Here is a 19758-nt window from a genome sequence, read left to right as displayed (position 1 = left end):
GCTGTGACAGCCGGGGCACACGGGGAGCCCGGGGTGTATGTGACGCAGGGGGCCGCCGTGTGGGGCGGTGGTCACCGGAGAGCAGGGGCGATGAGCGATGCACGGGGGCTGCTGCGCGTGACCAGGCGCGGCGTGCTGACGACCGGCCTGGCGGCGGGGGCCGGTCTGGTCGTCCCGGCGTTCGCCGGACGTGCGGCCGCGGGCGAGCTCGAGCCACCGACGCCACCGGGGTCGGCGACCCGGGCCGGTTCGGCGGCCCGGACCGGTGCGGACGGGGTGCCCGGGCCGGCGGCCGGAGCCGGAGGGCGCGCGGAGGCCGTGCGCGCGCCCTACATCGCCCGCTGCTTCGAGTGGGGTGCGCGGAAGCCGAAGTTCCCGCCCAAGATCTGGGACCGGCGGCCGATCCGGATCCTGGTGCACCACACGGCCGGGCCGAACACGGGCGACTTCAGTGTCGGGCAGGCGCACCGGATGGCCCGCGGCATCCAGAACTTCCACATGGACCGCAACGGCTGGCTCGACTCCGGGCAGCACTTCACGATCTCCCGGGGCGGTCACATCATGGAGGGCCGGCTGTGGAGCCTGGGCGAGCTCAACGGCGGCCGCCGGGTCGTCGAGGGCGCGCACAGCCCCGGCCAGAACGTGATCGCGATCGGGATCGAGAACGAGGGCACCTATACCGGGGTCGACCCGACGCCGGCGCTGTGGAACTCGCTGCGGGCCACCTGCGCCTACATCTGCCACAGGTACGGCATCGCCCCGTCCGAGCTCTACGGCCACCGCGACTACCGGAACACCCTCTGCCCGGGTGACCGGCTGTACGGGATGCTCCCCCGGCTGCGCACCGAGGTCGCCGGCCTGCTCAACCGCCGGCTCTCCCGGTCCGAGGCGGTCAAGGCGAGCTGGCCGCTGCTGCGCGAGGGCGACACCGGGCCGCTGGTGCAGGCGGCCCAGTACCTGCTGCGCGACGCCGGCACCCTGCGCGGGAACGCCGACGGCCGGTTCGACGAGCGCACCGTCACCGCCGTGACCGAGTTCCAGACCGCGCACCGCGCCGACGACGCCAACGGCCTGCTCGGCGGCGAGTCCTGGCCGGAGCTGGCGCGGACCGTCCAGGCCGGTCGCGAGGGCGACGCCGCCCGGGCGGTGGAGGTGCTGGCGAGGTACCGGAAGACCGAGAGCGTGCCCGACGTCGTCGACCACCCGGCCTGGCAGCGCCTCCTCGGCACCGCCGGCTCCCCCGTCCCGGCCGCCGAGGACCCCCCGGGCGTCCTCGACCGCTGACCCCGCCCCCTCGCCCCACCCCTCACACACCCGCCCGCGCCCCGCCCGCGCCCGACTCATGACGCTTTGGTTCGGCATGGCCGAACCAAAGCGTCATGAGTACGACGAGGGAGGGTGTGTTTCGCGCTGTATGTCCGGTCCGGCGGTAGGGTCGTCCCCACCATGGACGACTCGACCACCGCTGTGCGCCGCGCCCTGCGCTGGTGGGCTGCAGCCGTCGTGCTCCAGGTCGCCGCGGTGTCCGCGGCCGCGCTGACCCCACCGACCGGTGGCGTCCTGACCAGCACCGCGCTCGTCCTGATCATGCTGGCGGTGCCGCTCGCGCTCGCCCACCGGCTGCGGTCCGGGTACGGCCGGGCCCGGCTCGGGCTGGCGGTCGCGGGCGGGGTCGGTGCGCTGGTCGCGTTGCTGCCGCCGTCGGTGCCCGCGTCGCCGGCGGGACCGGGGGCGACGGTCCCCACCTGGCCCGCACTGACCGTCGGGATCGGCGTGACCGCCGGGGTGCTCACGGTCGTCGCGATTCTGGCGACCTACCACCCGCGGGTCTCGGAGTTCCTCGACCGCCCGCGCGCCGGTACCCGCCGGGTGTCCTGACCCGACGCCGCCAGGCGCCGCACGGCCGCGAGGTCCACCGCGGTCGCGACGTGCAGGTTCGCCGGGTCCCCCGGCACCGTGACGACCCGGTGCCCGAGCGCGGCGAGCATCCCGGAGTTCTCGATCGGGCGGGGCGCGTCGGCGTGCGCGGCCCGCAGCACGTCGGCCCGGAACGCCTGCGGCGACTGGGCGATCACGGTGTCCTCCTTGGGTAGCGTCTCGACCACGACCCCGTCGATCACGCGTTGCACGACCTCCAGCATCGGGACCACCGGCACCGCGCCGTCCGCGCCGGCCCGGACCGCGGCGATCGCGTCGTGGAAGATCCGGTCGGCGGCCAGCGGGTGCGCCGGGTCGGCGATCACCAGGATCCCGGCGGTCTCCGGGACGGCGGCCAGCGCGTGGCGCAGCGACGCCGACTGGTGGTCCCCGCCGACGGCCAGCACGTCGACCGGTTCGCCGTCCCAGTCCAGTCCGGACGGCAGCACGAGTGCCACCTTGTCGCAGGTCCGCCGGGCCGCCGCCACCGTGTGATCGATCAGGCGCGCATCCCCGAGCTCCTCCAGCTGCTTGAGCCGCCCGTACCGGGACCCGGTCCCGCCCGCCAGCACGATCGCCCAGGTCTCGTCACTCCCTCGGGGGAAACTCACACCGGTGATCCTGCCCGGGGTCGGGAGGTGGCTCGCGAGGGGCACCCGATAACGTCGGCGACCCCCGTTTCGGGGGCCGGCGGCGAGGAGGGCGGCGTGACAGCAACGGCACCGGCCGGGACGGCGCCGTCGGCCGTCTCCGGCCCGCTGGCGGGTGGTCCGGACTCGATCGCGCTGGCCCGCGCCGTCGCCGAGGATCCCACCGGTCCGCGGACGATCGCCGTCACCGGGCCCGCCGGTTCCGGGAAGTCCACCGTGCTCGACGCGCTGGCCCGCGCCTGGCAGCACGCGGGCGAGACCGTCGAGTGGGGCGTGCCCGGCGGCGCGACGACCGCCGCGGTGTCCCTCGTGGACGACGCCCAGGAGCTCGGCGACGACGACCTGGCCCTCCTGCGCCGGCTCGCCGGACGACCGGGCACCCGCCTGGTCGTCGCGTTCCGGCCCTGGCCGCGCGGCCGGGCGCTGGCCCGGCTCGGTGGCACACTCGCCGCGTCCGCACCGCCCCTGGTGCTCGGCGCGCTCGACGCCGCGGGTGTCGCCGCGCGCGCCGCCCGGATCACCGGGTCGCGCCTCGCCGACGACGCCGTCCGGGTGGTGCACGAGCGCACCGCCGGGTCCCCCGTCCTGGTCGACCGGCTGCTGGCCACCGGGACGCCCACCGCGGGCGTCCCCGCGGCGCTGGCCGAGCAGATCGGCTACGTCGTGGACGCCGAGGACCGCCGGGTCGTCGACCTGGTCACCGCCCTCGCGCTCGGCGCCCCGCTCGAGGCCGAGGTGATCGGCGGGCTGCTCGGCCTGCTCGACGCGGCCGGCAGCGGCATCGACGAGCTCGACGAGCTGGTGGCCCAGTCGGTGTCCGCCGGGCTGTGCACTCCCGACGGCCGGGTCGTCCCGCTGGTCGGCGAGGCGGTGCGCGGGCGGGTCCCCCCGGCCCGGCGCACCGAGCTGCGCCGCGCGCTGGCGGAGATCGAGCTGGACCGCGGCGGCAGCGTGCTCGCCGTCGCGCGCACCCTGCGCGGGTCCGGAGCGAGCGGCGACCGGGCGGCAGCGGTGTTCGCGGCGGCGGCCGCCGAGGCGGCCCGCGAGGAGCACCCGGACGCCGTCCGGTTCTACGCCGAGGCCGTGCGGGCCGGCACCGCACCGCTCACCGTGGCGGCCCGGCGCGCCGAGGCGCACCTGGTGGCCGGCGACTCCGACGGCGCGCTCTCGCACGCCGACGCGGTGCTGTCGGCGACCGACGCCGTCGAGCCCGACGACGCCGTCCGGGCCGGTGCCGTCGCCGCGGCCGTCCTGGCCCGGCGCGGCCTGCTGGCGCGCAGCGCGGAGCTCTACCGGTGGACGGCGGCGGTCTCCGGGGAGGGCCTCCCGGCGGTGGCCGTCCCGGTGCTGATCGGGACGGGTGCCCTGGACGAAGCCCGTGACCTGCTCGACGCCGCACCGGGCGGGTTCGCCCCCGGCCGGGCCCCGACCCTGGTCGACGGCGCCGACGACCTGATCGCGCGCGGCATGCTCGACACCGTCGACGGCTCGCCGACCGCGGCGCTGTCCGGCCTGGCGCGCGCCGCCGGGCTGCTGGAGAGCGCCCGCGGCGCGGCGCTGCTGCCGGACACGCCGGCCGCGCTGGCCGCGCTGGTCGCGGTGCACACCGGCGAGTTCGACGTCGCCTCCTCGGTGCTGGACCGGGCGCTGCGCACCGGGCTGGGCGGTGCCCCGGCCAGGCCCCGGCACCGGCTGCTGCTCGGCTGGATCGCGCTGCTGCGCGGTGCGACCGGCGCGGCCGCCGAGCGCCTCGGCGCGGTCGACGCCGACGCCGGTGACCGCCCGCTGGAGCCCCGCGACGAGTTCCTGGCCGCGGCCCTGCAGGTCGCCATCGCCCGCCGGAACTCCGATCTCGGGGCGTTGATGCGGTCCTGGACCCGGGCGCGGCAGGCGATCGTCCGGCACCCGGTGGACCTGTTCGTGCTGCAGCCGCTCGGCGAGCTGGTCACCGCCGCCACCCGGCTGCGCGAGGGGAGCTGGGTGCGGCCGCACCTGGACGAGGCGACGGCGTTGCTGGAACGGCTCGGCGAGCCGGCGCTCTGGTCCGCACCGCTGCACTGGGCGCAGCTGCAGGCCGCCGTCCTGACCGAGGACGTCGAGACCGCCCGCGTGCAGACCGCGGCCCTCGAGCGCGCGGCCGGCGGCAGCCGGTTCGCGCACGCCATGGCCGCCGCGGCGCCGCACTGGGTGGGGGCCCTGGAGGGGCGGGTCGACCCGGTGGCGGTGGAGGACGCCGCGCGCGGGCTGCACGCCGTCGGGCTGTCGTTCGACGGCGGCCGGCTGGCCGGGCAGGCCGCGCTGCGCACCGAGGACAAGCGCGCCGCGTCCACCCTGCTGGCCTGTGCCCGCGCGCTGCAGGTGGCGGCGGCCGAGGTGCGTCCGGACGCCGACCCGGCCGGATCCTCGGCGTCCACCCTGGACCGGGTGTCCGGTGTGGACACTGCGGCGGACCCACCGGTGGCCCGGCCCCCCGGCGCCACGACGGTGTCCGCTGTGAGGGACGGGGGAGACGGGGACGGCCCCGGCACCCGCGCCGAGGCCGGCCAGGCCCCCTCCCTGCTCTCCGAGCGCGAGATCGAGGTCGCCGAGCTGGTCCTGCAGGGCCGCACCCAGCGCGAGATCGGCGGGACGCTGTTCATCTCCGCCAAGACGGTCGAGCACCACGTGGCCCGGATCCGGCAGCGGCTCGGCGTGGGCAGCCGCAGCGAGCTGCTGGACGAGCTCCGGCGCATCCTGCGCCCGTGAGTGGTCGTCGCGGCCCCGTCCGCGACGACCACGCACGAGCGCGGAGCGCAGGATGGGGATCATGACCGAGGCACCCGCCCCGACCGCTCCGCCGACGGTGGCCCCGCTCCCGTACCACCGGCTCGCGCACCTCGAGCCGCGTGCGGCCCGCTGGTGGCGGCCGCTGACGACCGTCCTCGTCGTCCTCGGGCTGTACCTGCCGGCGGCAGTGCTCGCCTTCGTCGTCCTCGCGCTGGCGACGTTCGCCGTCCCGGGGATCCCGATGCCGTCGGCCGAGTTCGAGGACCCCCGCAACCCGGTCGACATCGCCGTCCTGTTCGGATCGCTGGCCCTGCTGGTCCCGGCGGTCGTGCTCGGTGTCCGGTGGGGCGGCGGCCGGCGCGGGACGATCCACTCGGTCGTCGGGCGGGTCCGCTGGGCGATGCTGCTGAAGGCGGCGGCGGTCGTCGTGCCGCTGTACCTGGCCCTGAGCTGGGGGCTGTACCTGCTCGACCCGGCCGCGGAGTCGCCGGCCGGCCGGTTCGACGCGACGCTCCTGGTGGTGCTCGCGGTCGTCGTCGTGCTGGTGCCGTTGCAGTGCGCCGCCGAGGAGTACGCGTTCCGCGGGCTGCCGCTGCAGGCGCTCGGCACCTGGCTGCGCTCACCGGTCTGGGGGATCGTGCTGCCGGTGCCGCTGTTCATGGCGGGCCACGGCTACGACTGGGTGGGGCAGGTCGACATCGCGGTCTTCGCGCTCTGCATGGGCTTCCTGGTCTGGAAGACCGGCGGCCTGGAGCTGGCGATCGTCGCGCACACCGCGAACAACCTGGCGGCGATGACGATCGCGCCGCTCGACACCGACTCCCTGGCCCAGGGTGCGATCGACCCGGTGGTGCTGCTGATGACGGTGCCGACGACGCTCGTCGTGACCGCGGGCATGACCGTCTGGGTCTCCCGCCGGCACGGGCTGCGCCCGCTGGAGCCGCTGCGTGGGACGGGTGGCCCTGCCCGGCCTCAGTAGTGGGCGTGGTGCCGGGACCGGGTGGCGAGCAGCCCCTCGCAGGACCGCACCACGATCCGTGCCGCCTCGGCCGACGCCCGCCCGGTCAGCGGGCTCTCGGCCCGACGCCGCCAGCGCCGCAGCGCCTCGGTCGCGGCGTCGTGCACGTCGCCGGGGCCGACGTCGTCGGGCAGGCCGAGCCGCGCGGGCGCGGAGCCGCCCTCGCCGCCGAGCAACCGCTCGGCGTCGGTCATCGCCTCCTGCGGGAAGACGATCTTCCCGGCGCGCAGGTCGGACAGCGCCCGCAGCTCGACGAACTCGTGCGCGCCGGCCAGGATCCGTTCCACCTCGGTGCGCAGCCGCGCCGCCGCCGGACGCGGCTCCCGGGTCAGCACGAGATCCACCGCGAGCAGCGCCGAGCGGGACTTGAGCAGGTCGCGCCGCTCGGAGAACTGGGTCTGCAGCACCCGGTGCAGCTCGTCGAGGCCGGACCGGCGCACCAGCTCGTCGGCGAGCGCGGTCGGGTCGGTGACACCCTGCCGGATCAGCGTGCTGGCCAGCCGCACCCCGAACAGGCCGAACCGTTCCAGCAGCCGGACCCGGGTCGCCGGGTCGGGCGAGGCGAGGTCGCCGCGGCCGAAGCGGTCCGCGGACAGCAGCAGGGCCTCCACATCGGACCGAGGCAGCGCGGCCAGTTCGGACAGCGCGACGAACTCGTCCTGGCGCAGTGTGCGGGCGGTCTCGGCGAGCAGCCCCGCGACCGCGACGACGGTCTGGCACAGCCCGCGCAGCTTGTCGTCGCCCCGGTAGCGGCGCGCGATCCGGCGGGCCGAGATGAGCGCGTCGAGCCGGCCGACGCCGATCTCGTCGGCCCGGGAGAGCACCGCGATCGTGTTCACCGGGGTCGCCCGCGCGACACCGCGGTCGTGGAAGGACTCCAGGAACCGGACGTCGCCGGCGTGCAGGTGCCGCATCAGGTAGACGACGGCGTCGGCCGGCGACGGCGAGTCCTCCGGGGTGAGGAACTCCCCCGCCCGCGCCGAGGTGTCCGCCGACAGCGACGCGATGCCGGGGGTGTCGATCAGGTTGGTGCGCCGCAGGTGCTGCGACGGCCAGTCGACGAGCAGCCGGTCCACCTCGGACACCGGGGTGCCCTGCAGGTCGATCCGGAGCGCGCCGTCGCGCCGGGTCAGGGTCAGCGGGCGGTCCGGGCCGCCGGTGCGCGGCCGCATCCGCACGGCCGGCGCGGGCGCGTCGGCGTACCAGGTGACGACCCGGGTGCACTCGCCGGCGTCGGTCGGGGCGATCCGCTCGCCGACCAGCGCGTTGAGCAGGGTGGACTTGCCGGCCTTGACCTTGCCGGCGATCGCCACCCGCAGCGGTTCGTCGAAGCGGTCCAGGTGGTGGTGCAGCCAGCCGGCGGCCTGCGGGGAGTCGCCGTAGGCGGCGAGGGTGTGCCGCAGCAGCGTGCGCACCTGCTCGGTCAGCGGGTTCACGCCGCCACCTCGGCCACGAGCGTGCGGGCCCGGTCGGCGAGCCCGGAGACCCGCTCCAGCTCGGCCTCCAGGTCGGCGACCCGCTTCTGCCTGGCGGCGTCGTCCTTGAGCGCGGTCTGCGCCGCCGCCACCGACTTCGCCAGCGACTCGGAGAGCTCCTCGGCGAGGGTGGTGAAGTGGTCGCGCAGCTCGCGCTGGATCTGCCGCAGGTTCTCCCGGGAGTCCGTGCCGACCTGGAAGGTCACCTCGTCGATGTGCCGCCGGACGGCGTTCTTCGCGTCCTGCTGGCGGCGCTGCACGAGCCGCTTCTTCTCGTCCCGCACCGTCTTCGCGCCGAACAGCACCCCGGCGGCGAGCGAGAACGGGTTGATGATGAACATCCCGGCCATGGTGGTCGCCAGCCCGACCATCAGCAGACCGCCGTAGCCACCGCGGACACCGACGAACAGTTTCTGCCCGATCCCGAAGCCCTCACCGGCGGGCATCTCCAGGGCGTCGACCTTGCCCGCGACCGCACCGCCGTCGATCCGCAGCTCGGGGAGGTGGACGTCGACGTCCTCGGCGAAGTGCTCGGCCACCTGCTCGGCCAGCCAGCGCGCCCGCTCGGTGGTCCACACGAAGTTCTGCGCGACGGCGTGCGCGACCTGCTTGTGGAACCACTCGGAGAACTGCTCCCAGATGTCGGCCGGGTCCGCGTCGTCGAGCAGCTGCTCGCCGTCGCGGGACACCGCACGCAGCCGGTCCCGCAGGTCGTAGTCGATGTCGGCGATCAGGTCCGCGACGCCGTCGCTCAGCGTCAGCTGCCAGCGGGCCGACCGCTGGCGCAGCGCGTCGACCCGGCTCCGGGCCCCTTCCAGCTCCGTCGCCAGCGCGCCGGCCCGTTCGGGGTCGCGCTGCGACATCAGCTCGGCCCGCATCTTCGACTCGAGCGCCTGGCAGGTGACGAGCACGTCCTGGCTCGTGGAGCGCCGGGCCAGTTCGTCGGCCCGGGACACGACCTTGCGCAGCAGGAAGCTCACCAGGTCCTGGAAACCGGACTCGGCGATGAGGTCGAGGTCCTGGGTCAGGGCGGCGTGCAGCCGCAGCGCCGACGACACCGGCAGCTGCGGGGCGTCGATCCCGGCGCGGGACAGGTGGCCCTCGTCGAGCTCGACGATCCGCCGCCAGTGCGGGTACAGGTCGGTCTTGGTGATGACGCAGCCGACGTTCGGGCAGAGCTTGCGCGCCGCTTCGAGGAAGTCGAGCTCGGGCGCGGTGTACTCCTGGCTCGCGTCGGAGACGAGCAGCACGGCGTCGGCGGTCGGCAGGGCCGACATCGTCGCGGCCCCGTGCGCGGAGCCGAGCCCACCGACGCCCGGGGTGTCCACCAGCACCAGGCCACTCTGCAACAGTTTGCGGGGCAGGGTCACCTCGGCACGCGTCAGGCCCGCGCGGTTGCCGGGATTTCCCCCTTCCGAGACGTAGTCGGCGAGCTGGTCGAGCGGGACCGAGGTGCGCTCGGCGTGCTCGCCGCCGTCCTTGTCGCGGACCAGGGTCACGGTGGTGTCCTCGCCGTACCCGACCTGGGTCGGCACCGCGGTGGCGATGTCGTCGTCCACCGGGCAGACGGTCGCGTTGACCAGCGCGTTCACCAGCTGGCTCTTGCCCTGCTTGAACTCGCCGACGATCAGCACGCGCACCGCGGGATCGGTCAGCCGGGCCTTGGCGTGGGTGAGCCGGGGCTTCAGGTCCGGACGGTCGTAGGCGGTGACCGCCTTGAGTGCGAGGTCGACCAGCCCGACCGCCTCCGGTACCGCCACGCCGCGATGCCCCCCTGTCGTTCCTGCAGCGGTGCGGGCACCGCCGGTGACGTCCTCGTCATGGATACACGAACAACGGCGGCCCCGGTCACCCACGGGTGGGTGACCGGGGCCGGCCGGGTCGTACGGTGGAGCGGGTTGCTCCGCCCGGCTCAGTGGCCGGGCAGCGTGCTCAGACGAGCGAGCTGTCGATGTCGACGGTGCTGCTCACGTCGTTGTTCGACAGGATGTCGGTCGAGCTGTTGTCCTCGACCGAGGTGTTCGTCGAGTTGTCGGTGTCGACGTTGAACGAGTCCTCGAACGTGGTCGTGTTCTTGACGTTCGTGGTGGTCTCGTCGGTGTTGAACGAGTTGTCCGCGGACTTGTTGCCGCTGGCGTTGCCGCCGAAGGAGATCCCGGCGCCGTCCTCGGCGGACACGTCGCCGACCGAGTAGGCGGAGCCGTTGCCGAAGGCGACGGTGTTGTCGTCACCGTCGACCACCGAGTTGCCGTCACCGACGATGTTGCCGTTGCCGGTGGTGATGGTCGAGTCGGAGATGTTCCCGCCGGCGGCCACCGCGCCGTCGCCGGACGCGACGACCGAGTTGGTCTCGATGTCCTGGAAGAAGTCGCCACCGCCGGTGTCGATGTTCTGGTTGATCGAGTTGTCGACGATGGTGTCGCGGTCGTCGATGTTGTACGTGTAGTGGTTGTTGGTCACGTACTTCTCGAGGTACTTGACCGCGGTCTCGTGCGAGTGCTCGCCCGGCTTGACGTGCTCGACCGGCGGGGGCGGCGGGGTGTGGTGGCCGCCGCCGCCGTGGCTGCCGCCACCGAACTTGCCACCGGTCTCGTAGTCGCGGTCGAACGAGACCTCGTCGTTGTCCTGGATCAGCAGGATCGCCTCGCGGACGTCCTCCACGTCGAACTCGGTCAGGCCGCAGGTCGACAGCACACCGTGCGGGTCGTCCTTGAACTCGGCCAGCAGCTTCGGGTCCTTCAGCAGGTCCAGGATGAACTGGATCAGCGACTTCTCGGCGGACATGGCTTCTCGGTCTCCTCAGGGGTGCCGTCGCGCGCGAGGAGGGCGACGGGAGGTGTGTTCGGGGGGTGGGGAGCGGGCCGGGTCCGGCCCGCTCACCCGGGCGGTGCGTCGGTCAGCCGACGGTGAGGTCGATGTCGTTGTTCGAGCCGACGTTGGTCTCGCTGTTGTCCACCAGGTCGGTGTTGGTCGAGTTGTCCGTCGTCTCGTTGAACGAGTTGTCGAAGGAGTTCTCGTTCACGAGGGTGGTCTTCGTGGTGGTGTCGTTGAACGAGTCCTCGAAGGACTGGTTCCCCGACGCGCTGCCGCCGAAGGAGATCGCGCCGCCGTTGGAGGCGGAGATGTCGCCGGTCGAGTAGGCCGAGCCGTCGCCGAACGCGACGTTGTTGCCGTCGCCCTCGACCACGTTGTTGCCGTCGCCGACCAGGTTGCCGTTGCCGGTGGTGATCGTCGAGTCGGTGATGTCGCCGCCGGCCGCCACGGCGCCGTCGCCGGAGGCGGTCACCGAGTTGGTGTCGATGGTCTGGGCGAAGTTGCCGCCCCCGGTGTCGACGTTCTGGTTGATCGAGTTGTCGACGACGGTGTCGCGGTCGTCGATGTTGTACTCGTAGAAGTTGTCCGTGACGGAGACCTTCTCGAAGACCTTGTCGCCGTGGCCCTTGTCGTGCCCGCCGTGGTGGCCGCCGTCCTTGCCACCCTCCGAGCCGCCGTGCCAGCCGCCGCCGGTCTTGGCGCTCCAGTCGAAGCCGGTGTCGTAGCTGCGGTCGAACGAGACGGTGTCGTTGTCCTGGGCGATGACGATGGCGTCGCGGACGTCGTCGACGGAGAGGTCGGCCAGGCCGTGCTTCTCCAGGACGGCCTCCGGGTCCTTCTGGAACCAGTCGCGGGTCTGGATGCTCTCCGAGGAGTTGCCCAGCAGCAGCTTGATGAACTCGATGAGCGACATGAGGTGCCTCCGGATGTCGGTGGTTACCGGTCCGAGGGCGTCGGCCGGTGATGAGGAGAAAGTTAGGGACGGCGCCCGGCGCGGCCATCGGGGATCGCTCCGGGTCCGGGGAGGGGGCGTTAGGGGATCGCTCCCCCTCCCGGAGGTTGTTGGGCCGCACGGGCTAACACCGGACGGGTCTCCATCGATGGGGTGTTGCGAAGGGCGCGAATCCCGGGGGGCTGCCACTCTCGGGCCGTGGCCCGCCGGAGTGGCACGCATTCCACGTGCCGGCGAGGAGGGGAAAGGGACATGGCCTACCTGCTCGGGATCGACCTGGGCACGACCGCGGTGACCGCGGCCGTGCTGCACCAGGGCGCCGGCGACGGCCGCACGGCCGAGCCGGTGTGGCTCGGTCGCGCCGGGTACGCGCTGCCCGCCCTGCTCGTCGCCACCCCGGCCGGTGACCTGCTCTGCGGTGACGCCGCCCGGCGGCGCGCCCCGGGCGCGCCGGACCGGGTCGCCCGCGGGTTCCTGCACCGGGTCGGCGACCCGACGCCGCTGTCCCTGGGCGGTGTCCCGCACCGCGCCGAGGACCTGTGTGCCCGGCTGGTCCGCGTGCTGGTCGACGAGGTCAGCGCCCGGCACGGCGACGCCCCGTCCCGGATCGCGGTCACCCACCCCGCGGGCTGGGGCCGGCACAAGCGCGACCTGCTGGCCGGGGCGCTGTCCCGTCGCGGGCTGACCGTCTCCCTGGTGTCCGCGCCGCAGGCGGTCGCGCTGGCGCACCGGTCCGCACACCCCGGCGCGGCGCCGCTCGTGGTGCTCGACCTCGGCGGCAGCGGCAGCACCGCGACGGTCCTGGCGCCGGCTACCCCGGGCACCCTGCCCGAGGTCGCCGGGGCCGCGGAGACCTGCCGGACGGGCGGCGCCGACGTCGACGACGCCGTGTTCGGCTTCGTCCGCACCGCCTCCCCGGCCCTGTCCGCCGCGTTCGACGCGATGGACGTCGACGACCCGCGGGTGCTCGCCGACCTGACCGTGCTGCGCGAGGACTGCCGGGCCGCGAAGGAGCAGCTGTCCAGGGACACCGCGGCTGCGGTGCCCGTCGACCTACCCGGGATCCGGACCTCGGTGCGGCTGCACCGCTCCGACATCGACGAGCTCGCCCGCCCGGTGCTCGAGCCGGTCGCCGACCTGCTGGCCGAGGTGCTCGCCGCGACGCCGGAGGCCGACGTCGTGCTCACCGGTGGCGCGGCCCGGATGCCGGTCGCCGTCCAGGTGCTCTCCGCCGCGGCGGGGCGCGCGGTGGTGGTCGGCGCCGACCCGGTCCACGACGCGGCCCGGGGTGCGGCGCTCGCCGCCGCACCCGGCGCCGGGACGTCCTGGCCGGGCGTCCGGATCCCGGTGCAGGGCGGGTCCGGCCGGAGCTCGGTGGACGGCCCCGGGTCCACCATGGACGATCTCAGGTCCACCGTGGACGGGACCGGGTCCGCGCTCCGGCGCGTTCCGGGCCACAGCGTTCCGGCTGGCAGCGTTCCGACCAGCCACGTCCCGAGCGGCCGGGTCCCGGCGCACCGGGACGGCGGCACCGCCCGCACGTCCGTCGCCGCGGTCGGCGTGCTCGACCCCGGCACCAGCCCGCTCACCGGCATCCCGGCACCCCGGGTCTCCCGTTCCGGACCGTTCGCGGGCGTGTCCGGCGGCCCCGAGGCGTCCGGTTCCCTCGCGGCACGGGCCCTCGCCCCGCAGGCTCCGGCCCGTCCCGTCCCGGACACCGTCGTCACCCGGGACGCGCCCGCTCCCGCCGCCCGGACCCGGACCCGGCAGCGGATGCTCGCCGGCGCCGGTGGGCTGGCCGGTGCGGTCGTGGTGGCCGGGGCGTTGCTGCTGTGGCCGACCTCGTCGTCGACGCTCGGCGAGTTCAGCGCGGCCCCGACGGCGCCGGGTACCTCGACGGCCCCGGGCACCAGCACCCCGGAGGCCCCCGCGGCCGCGCCGGGCACCGTGGCGGCCGAGCCGGTGGCCGGTACCTCCGGTCCCGCCGCCGCGGACCTCTCGGCCGGGACCACGACCGGTTCGGCGCCGGGCGCGACCGGTACCTCGACTCCCCGGGCGACCGGTACCGCGCCCGGAGGCGCCCGCACCCCCGCCGGCACGGTCCCCGGAACGCCGGCCGCCGCGCCGGCCCCGACGACGCCCGGCACCCCCGCCGCGCCGGCGCCCCCGCCGGCGTCCAGCTCGGCCCCGCCCCCGCCGCCGTCGTCGTCCTCGCCCCCCAGCTCGTCGACGGGGACCACCCCGCCGGCAACGGAGAGCACGGTCCCCGCACCGGTCCCGACCACGCCGGAGACCCCGGAGGAGCCCGCGTCGGCGACCTCCGCGGCGCCGCTCCCCACCACCCGGACAGGCCCGCTCGCCTGATCCGTCGCTCACCCCTTGCACAGGCCTGACAGCGCCTGGTGACCCCCACCCCGTCCGTGCCCCGAGCCGGGACGGGATGATTCAGACCGTCGAGCCGGCGTGGAACCGGGAGCCCCCACGCCGGCTCGGCACCTCCCGCGGAACCCGCCCGCATCGCGATGCGGTGACCCGGAGTCCGGTCCGCGTCTCCGGAGGACCCGGCCCGGACGGGTGGGGTGAGGCGACGGCGCGATGGCGACACCATGTCGCCGTGTCGCGGCGACACCCGGTCACCCGACCGCGCGACGGTGTGACGCCCTCGCGGTGGCGTCGCCCGCTCGTGGCACCTCGAGGTGATACAAACACTCCTGGTCACCGGGGGGTGGCCGGGAGACGAGGGGAGCGCGTGGTGGCGCGGTTGGCGGGGGCGGTCATCGGTATGGCGGCGGTGGCGCTGGGGTTCGGCTATCTGGCCTTCGGATGGCCGGCGCTGCTGCTCGGCGGTCCGCTGTTCGTCGGAGTAGCCCTGACCGTCGTGGTCCTCGTGCTCACCGAACGCCCCCGGGCGCTGCTGCGGGAGCGCCGGGAGACCCGCACCGGTGACTCGCCGTGGAAGAGTGCCGTGGAGCGCGGCGAGCGCGCGGGCAGCGGTCTGATGAGCGGGTTCTTCGAGTTGAGCCCGCAGGCGGGCGCGGAGGAGCCGGTGCCGTCCGGCGCCCGCCCGACCGGGGTGGACGGCCGGTAGGCGACAATCGGGCGGTGCCGATCATCGGATACGCCCGTTCACGGGGTGGCCCACGGGCGCCCCGGAGGCGCCCGTGCTGATCGGGATGACCTTCGCGGTCCTCGCCATGCTGTGCAGCACCGCAGCCGCCGTCCTGCAGGCCGACGCGGCCCGCCAGGGCGGCCGGACCAGCGCGGTGCTGGCCCGCCCGCGGTTCCTCGGCGGATGCGCCATGGACCTGGTGACCTGGGGATGCCTGGTCGTCGCGCTGCAGTACGTCCCGATCTTCGCGGTGCAGGCGACGCTGGCCGGCGCGATCGCGATGACCGCGCTCTACGCCCGGTACTTCCGCGGTGAGTGGCTGCGGCCGGTACACCGGATCGCGATCGGGGCGAGCATCCTCGGGCTCGCGCTGGTGGCGGCCAGCGCCGGTACCGAGACGAAGGAGTCGCTGGCCGGGCACAACACGATCGTCGCGGTGCTCGTCGGGGCCCTGGTGGTGCTCATGGTGGCGACGCTGGCCGTCGCCCGCAGCCACCGTCCGTGGCCCTCGGCGGTGCTGGCCGGCCTGGGGTTCGGCGGCGGGGCGGTCTGCATCCGCGCGCTGCACGTCTCCGACGGGGTGTCGGTCTCCGGCCTGGTCGGCGAGCCGCTGGTCTACATCCTCGGCGGCATGGCGCTGGTCGGGATCTACAACTACGCCCGCGCCCTGCAGCTCGGTGACATCGCCACCGTCACCGCGATCTACATGGTCGTGCAGGTCGTGGTGCCGGGGATGGTCGGGATCACGCTGCTCGACGACACCGTCCGGTCCGGGTTCGCCTGGGTGCTGGTGCTCGGCCTCGCGTTCGTTCTCTACGGCACCGTCGTCCTGGCCCGGCGCCGTCCGGAGAAGCGGACACCCCCTCGGGTGGCCTAGCGTTCCCCCATGCCGACGTTCGAACGTCCGGGTGCGACGCTGCACTACGAGGAGCGGGGTGCCGGCTCCCCCGTCCTGCTGATCGCGCCGGGCGGCCTCCGCTCGACGATCTCCGCGTGGGACAGGGCCCCGTGGAACCCGATCGAGCACCTGTCCGGCCGGTACCGGGTCATCGCGATGGACCAGCGCAACGCCGGCTCCTCGGCCGGCGAGGTGCACGGCACCGACGGCTGGTCCACCTACACCGCCGACCAGCTCGCCCTGCTCGACCACCTCGGCGTCGACGAGTTCGGGGTGCTCGGCATGTGCATCGGCGGCTCGTACACCGCGAGCCTGCTCGCGACCGCGCCGGACCGGGTCCGGGCCGCGGTCACCCTGCAGCCCATCGGGCGGGACGGCAACCAGCACCGGTTCGAGAAGATGTTCGACGACTGGCGGGCCGGCATCGAGGCCGATCACCCCGAGGCCTCGGCGCAGGACTGGGAGCAGTTCAGGACCAACCTCTATGACGGCGGCGGGGTGCTGTTCTCGGTGCCCGACGAGGCGCTCGCCCGGTTCACGACGCCCTGGCTGGTGCTGATGGGCGGCGACGAGTTCCACCCCGAGACGGCGTCGCGCCGGGTCGCCGAGCTGGCCCCGGGCGCCGAGCTGGTGGAGCGCTGGAAGGCCACCGAGCACGTCGAGAACGGGAAGGCCGCCGTCGACGCCTTCCTGGCGCGGCACCTGTAGACGTGATGGCCGGCTGGGACGACGTCGTGCGGATCGGGTGCGCGCTGCCGGAGGTCGAGGAGTCGACCTGGTACCGCACGCCGGCACTGAAGGTGCGCGGGAAGGGCTTCGCCCGATTGCGCACCGAGGCCGAGGGTGGGTTGGTGCTGATGTGCGCACTCGAGGAGAAGGAGGCCCTGCTGGCATCCGGCGACCCGGCCTTCTTCACCACCGCGCACTACGACGGGCACGGCTCGATCCTCGTCGACCTCGACCGGGTGGACCCCGGCCCGCTCGCGGAGCTGATCGAGGAGGCCTGGCGGCGCAAGGCCCCGGCGACCCTGGTGCGACGCCACGACGGCTGAGTGGAGCAGGATCACCCGTGTGCGATACGTGGTGATCGGGGCAGGGGCCGTCGGCGGGACGATCGGCGGGTTGCTGCACGAGGCGCAGCGCGACGTCGTGCTGGTGGCGCGGGGGGCGCATCTCGAGGCGATCCGGTCGGCCGGGCTTCGCCTCGACGACCCGGACCGGTCCCGCACCCTGGCCGTCCCCGCCGTCGCGGCGGTCTCCGAGGTGGACTGGCGGCCCGACGACGTCGCGCTGCTGGCGGTGAAGTCGCAGGACACCGGACCGGTCGTCGAGTCGCTCGCCGCCGTCGCCCCGCCGGGGATCACCGTCGTGTGCGCGCAGAACGGCGTCGCGAACGAGCGCACCGCGGCGCGACGGTTCGAGCGGGTCCAGGCGATGCTGGTGATCCTCCCGGTGGAGCACTACGAGCCGGGCGTGGTGATCGCGTCGTCGGTGCCGGTGCCCGGCGTGCTCGACGTCGGCACCCATCCCTGCGGCGCCGACGCGACGAGCACGGCGATCGCCGCCGACCTGTCCGCCGCCGGGTTCTCCTCGCGGGCCGACCAGGCGGTGATGGACGCCAAGTACGGCAAGCTGCTCACCAACCTGGGCAACGCTGCGGACGCCGCCTGCGGAGCGGACGACCCCCGCTTCGCGGAGCTCGTGCGGGCGGCGACCGGCGAGGGCGAGGCCGTCCTGGCCGCCGCCGGGATCACCGCCCGGTCCGGCGACGACGACCGGGTCCGCCGCGAGGGGATCATCACCGAACGCCCGGTGGGCGGCCGCGGCCGCGGTGGGTCGTCGTCCTGGCAGAGCCTGCGCCGGGGCAGCGGGTCGATCGAGGCCCGGTACCTCAACGGCGAGATCGTGGCGCTCGGGGCGGCCCACGGGGTCCCGGCCCCGGTGAACGCCGAGCTGCTGCGGGTGGCCGAGGAGATGGCCGCCGCGGGGGAGCAGCCCGGCACCCGCTCGGCCGCCGACCTGCTGGCCGCCGCCCGCTGACGCACCCTGACCGGGTGGCTCCCTATCCCCTCGACCGTGCCCGCACCGCCTTCGTCGCCTCGCTCGACGGGCTGAGCGGTCTGCTCGACCACCTCGACGACGACGCGCTGCACGCCCGCAGCCGGTGCCGCGGCTGGGTGGCCGGTGACGTGCTGGCCCACCTGCACCTCGGGCTGGCCGAGATGCTCGCCGGGTTCCCGGCCCGCACCACCCAGGACGCCGACACCGACCTGGCGACCTACTGGTCCGCCCCGCTGCCGGGCGCCGAGCATCCGGAGTGGGCGCACGTCCGGTTCGCCCGCGCCGTCGCCGCGGCCTACGCCCGCCCGTCCGGGCAGCTGGAGCACGTGCGCACCACGGTCCGCGGGCTCCGCCGGCTGGTGTCCGATCTGGACGCCGGGTACCGGCTGGAGTTCCAGGGCCACGTCCTGGAGGTGTCCGACTTCGTCGCCACCTGGGTGGTCGAGGTGGTGGTGCACCACCTGGACATGGCCGTCGAGCTGTCCGGGGTTCCGGAGCCCCCGGCATCCGGGCTCGCGGTCGTGCGGGACACGGTCGTCCGGCTCACCGACGACCCGGCCGCGCTCGACGCGTGGGACGACCGCGCCCTCACCCTGGCCGCGACCGGCCGGGAGCCCGGCCTGAGGCCGGTCTTGAGCTGAATCCCGGGCGTCCCGCTCCCAACCCCGGTGATCGACCGTTCCGGAGCGCGGCGTTCGCTCAGCGGACGATCCGCTCCGGAACCGTCGATCACCCCGGGCCGGAGGCGCTCATCGAAAGAGATGAACTACGCCGTTCGGAGCAGCACGGCCGATAACGGCGACCTCCGTCCGGCGGATGTACCGGCATCACGGCCGGAGCGACCGGCCGCAGGTCGTCGGAGGAGGGTCGTCATGGTCGAGCGGTGCCGGTGCGGTGCGGAGCTGCTGCCCACGCTGCACTTCTGCGTCGGGTGCGGGGTCGAGCGCGCCCCGCTCGCGCTGCCACGCCAGCGGACGGGATCGGCGTTCCCGGGCGGGAGCACCGCTCCGGCCGACGCGGGCTGGTTCGCCGCCGCGGTCGAGGTGCCCGCGCAGCGCACGGCAGGCGTACACGCCCCCCAGGTCGACGTCCCCCGGCAGCGGGCCGGCTCGGCCCTCCCGGTTGTTCCCGCCGCCGCGACGGATCGCGGTCCGGCCCCGCGCCCGGGGTCCGGGCCGGCCGGACACCGGCACCCCGTCGCCACGCAGGCGGGGCCCCGGAACGACGCGGCCAGGCAGCCGGGGACTTGGTACGACGCGGCCACACAGACGGGACTGCCGACCACGACCGCCGCGCCGGCGGCTCCGCCGGTCGTCGACCACCCGTTCCCGCAGGTCGTCCCGATGGTCCCGGCCGGGTGGTCCCCCGCTCCCGCCGGCCGCTCGTCGACCCCGTGGATCGTCGCGGTGCTTCTCCTGGTCGCCGTCCTGCCGGCCGGTGTGGCGCTGTTCGCGCTGCGTCCGGACCTGCTGACCGGCGTCCGGGCCACGACCCCGGCCGCGACGACCCCGGTGGCCCCGGTGGGCGCCGGAGTCCCGGCGACCGTGCAGCCCGCCGTCCCGCCGGTGATCACCGCTCCGGTGCCGTCGGTGCAGCTCGCCGACCAGGTCGCGATCGACTCCGGCCGGGTGGCGGCGACCGTCGGGTACTGGGTGCCCCAGCTGTCGTCGAAGCGCGCGGGCACCGTCGACGGCGGCGTCTCCTACGACGACCGCGCGATCCTCGACCACTACCGCGGTCTCGCCGCGCAGCACCCGGGTGCCGCGCTGCTCTGGTCCGGGGACTGGCCGGTGTTCCAGCGCAGCGACTACTGGGTGGTCGTCGTCGCGCAGCCCTACTCCACCGCGGCCGGCGCCAACGCCTGGTGCGACGCCCAGGGCTTCGGCGCCGACGACTGCTTCGCCAAGCAGCTCTCCTACTACGCGGGCCCGCAGGGAACGACGGTGCACCGGTGAGCGCCGGACCCCGTCCGGCACGGGCCCCGCTGCCGGACGGGAGACCGTGCCGGCTGCCCGGCCCGCCGGAGCTCCCGCCCCGCCGGACGATCTGATCACCGATCCGGCGCGGGTCCGGCCAGACCCCGCCCGCTCCCCGCCGC

General features: G+C 75.0%; 17 protein-coding genes. 12 read left to right on the top strand and 5 right to left on the bottom strand.

What is annotated here, in order from left to right; genetic code table 11:
- The first annotated feature begins 90 nt into the window (after positions 1–90).
- Positions 91–1284, top strand: coding sequence for a peptidoglycan recognition protein family protein (locus WIS52_RS31055; RefSeq protein WP_349301998.1), 1194 nt, complete (start codon positions 91–93; stop codon positions 1282–1284).
- A 162-nt stretch (positions 1285–1446) separates the two neighbouring features.
- A complete protein-coding gene (locus WIS52_RS31050) occupies positions 1447–1878 on the top strand; it encodes a hypothetical protein (RefSeq protein WP_349301997.1) in 432 nt (143 codons plus the stop codon).
- Here WIS52_RS31050 and WIS52_RS31045 read toward each other — a convergent pair.
- Complete coding sequence (locus WIS52_RS31045; protein WP_349301996.1) at positions 1815–2528, bottom strand: IspD/TarI family cytidylyltransferase; 714 nt, start codon at positions 2526–2528, stop codon at positions 1815–1817. The genes WIS52_RS31050 and WIS52_RS31045 overlap by 64 nt on opposite strands.
- Before the next feature lie 96 nt (positions 2529–2624).
- Here WIS52_RS31045 and WIS52_RS31040 point away from each other — a divergent pair, with 96 nt between their 5' ends.
- A complete protein-coding gene (locus WIS52_RS31040) occupies positions 2625–5312 on the top strand; it encodes a helix-turn-helix transcriptional regulator (protein ID WP_349301995.1) in 2688 nt (895 codons plus the stop codon).
- A gap of 61 nt (positions 5313–5373) precedes the next feature.
- Positions 5374–6312 (top strand): CPBP family intramembrane glutamic endopeptidase, encoded by a 939-nt coding sequence (locus WIS52_RS31035; RefSeq protein ID WP_349301994.1) that lies wholly within the window; start codon positions 5374–5376, stop codon positions 6310–6312.
- Here WIS52_RS31035 and WIS52_RS31030 read toward each other — a convergent pair.
- The 4 genes from WIS52_RS31030 to WIS52_RS31015 all read right to left on the bottom strand — a co-directional run bounded on the left by WIS52_RS31030 (position 6306) and on the right by WIS52_RS31015 (position 11553).
- Positions 6306–7787: a dynamin family protein gene (locus tag WIS52_RS31030; protein ID WP_349301993.1), complete on the bottom strand. Its 1482-nt coding sequence runs from the start codon at positions 7785–7787 to the stop codon at positions 6306–6308. The two genes, WIS52_RS31035 and WIS52_RS31030, sit on opposite strands and share 7 nt — an antisense overlap.
- A complete protein-coding gene (locus WIS52_RS31025; protein ID WP_349301992.1) occupies positions 7784–9586 on the bottom strand; it encodes a dynamin family protein in 1803 nt (600 codons plus the stop codon). The genes WIS52_RS31030 and WIS52_RS31025 overlap by 4 nt, the downstream gene beginning before the upstream one ends.
- A 172-nt stretch (positions 9587–9758) precedes the next feature.
- Positions 9759–10610, bottom strand: a complete 852-nt coding sequence (locus WIS52_RS31020; protein WP_349301991.1) for an IniB N-terminal domain-containing protein — start codon at positions 10608–10610, stop codon at positions 9759–9761.
- Positions 10611–10722: 112 nt separating this feature from the next.
- Positions 10723–11553: a hypothetical protein gene (locus WIS52_RS31015; RefSeq protein ID WP_349301990.1), complete on the bottom strand. Its 831-nt coding sequence runs from the start codon at positions 11551–11553 to the stop codon at positions 10723–10725.
- Between the two features lie 291 nt (positions 11554–11844).
- On the opposite strand from WIS52_RS31015, the gene WIS52_RS31010 reads away from it, so the two are divergent.
- From WIS52_RS31010 to WIS52_RS30975, 8 genes are all read left to right on the top strand, one after another.
- Positions 11845–13956 carry an Hsp70 family protein gene (locus tag WIS52_RS31010; protein WP_349301989.1) on the top strand — a complete coding sequence of 704 codons (2112 nt, stop codon included), beginning with the start codon at positions 11845–11847 and terminating at the stop codon, positions 13954–13956.
- A gap of 388 nt (positions 13957–14344) precedes the next feature.
- Positions 14345–14680 (top strand): hypothetical protein, encoded by a 336-nt coding sequence (locus tag WIS52_RS31005; RefSeq protein ID WP_349301988.1) that lies wholly within the window; start codon positions 14345–14347, stop codon positions 14678–14680.
- Between the two features lie 73 nt (positions 14681–14753).
- Positions 14754–15578 (top strand): hypothetical protein, encoded by an 825-nt coding sequence (locus WIS52_RS31000; RefSeq protein ID WP_349301987.1) that lies wholly within the window; start codon positions 14754–14756, stop codon positions 15576–15578.
- A 9-nt stretch (positions 15579–15587) separates the two neighbouring features.
- Complete coding sequence (locus WIS52_RS30995; protein ID WP_349301986.1) at positions 15588–16307, top strand: alpha/beta fold hydrolase; 720 nt, start codon at positions 15588–15590, stop codon at positions 16305–16307.
- Positions 16308–16312: 5 nt separating this feature from the next.
- A complete protein-coding gene (locus WIS52_RS30990) occupies positions 16313–16651 on the top strand; it encodes an MmcQ/YjbR family DNA-binding protein (protein WP_349301985.1) in 339 nt (112 codons plus the stop codon).
- A gap of 19 nt (positions 16652–16670) precedes the next feature.
- Positions 16671–17639 (top strand): ketopantoate reductase family protein, encoded by a 969-nt coding sequence (locus WIS52_RS30985; RefSeq protein WP_349301984.1) that lies wholly within the window; start codon positions 16671–16673, stop codon positions 17637–17639.
- Between the two features lie 14 nt (positions 17640–17653).
- Entirely contained in the window at positions 17654–18301 is a 648-nt protein-coding gene (locus WIS52_RS30980; RefSeq protein WP_349301983.1) for a maleylpyruvate isomerase N-terminal domain-containing protein, read from the top strand.
- Between the two features lie 231 nt (positions 18302–18532).
- Positions 18533–19615 (top strand): hypothetical protein, encoded by a 1083-nt coding sequence (locus tag WIS52_RS30975; RefSeq protein ID WP_349301982.1) that lies wholly within the window; start codon positions 18533–18535, stop codon positions 19613–19615.
- Positions 19616–19758: the final 143 nt, after the last annotated feature.

The organism is Pseudonocardia nematodicida (assembly GCF_040105385.1).
In the GTDB taxonomy this organism is placed as follows: Bacteria; Actinomycetota; Actinomycetes; order Mycobacteriales; family Pseudonocardiaceae; genus Pseudonocardia; species Pseudonocardia nematodicida.
The sequence above is the reverse complement of the archived record's forward strand: the minus strand, read 5'-3'. Positions and strand labels throughout refer to the sequence as shown.

Coding starts and splice junctions, on each gene's coding strand:
- WIS52_RS31020 (WP_349301991.1), bottom strand. CDS start 10,610: ATGTCCGCCGAGAAGTCGCTGATCCAGTTCATCCTGGACCTGCTGAAG.
- WIS52_RS30995 (WP_349301986.1), top strand. CDS start 15,588: ATGCCGACGTTCGAACGTCCGGGTGCGACGCTGCACTACGAGGAGCGG.
- WIS52_RS31055 (WP_349301998.1), top strand. CDS start 91: ATGAGCGATGCACGGGGGCTGCTGCGCGTGACCAGGCGCGGCGTGCTG.
- WIS52_RS31010 (WP_349301989.1), top strand. CDS start 11,845: ATGGCCTACCTGCTCGGGATCGACCTGGGCACGACCGCGGTGACCGCG.
- WIS52_RS31015 (WP_349301990.1), bottom strand. CDS start 11,553: ATGTCGCTCATCGAGTTCATCAAGCTGCTGCTGGGCAACTCCTCGGAG.
- WIS52_RS31050 (WP_349301997.1), top strand. CDS start 1,447: ATGGACGACTCGACCACCGCTGTGCGCCGCGCCCTGCGCTGGTGGGCT.
- WIS52_RS30975 (WP_349301982.1), top strand. CDS start 18,533: ATGGTCGAGCGGTGCCGGTGCGGTGCGGAGCTGCTGCCCACGCTGCAC.
- WIS52_RS31035 (WP_349301994.1), top strand. CDS start 5,374: ATGACCGAGGCACCCGCCCCGACCGCTCCGCCGACGGTGGCCCCGCTC.
- WIS52_RS30990 (WP_349301985.1), top strand. CDS start 16,313: ATGGCCGGCTGGGACGACGTCGTGCGGATCGGGTGCGCGCTGCCGGAG.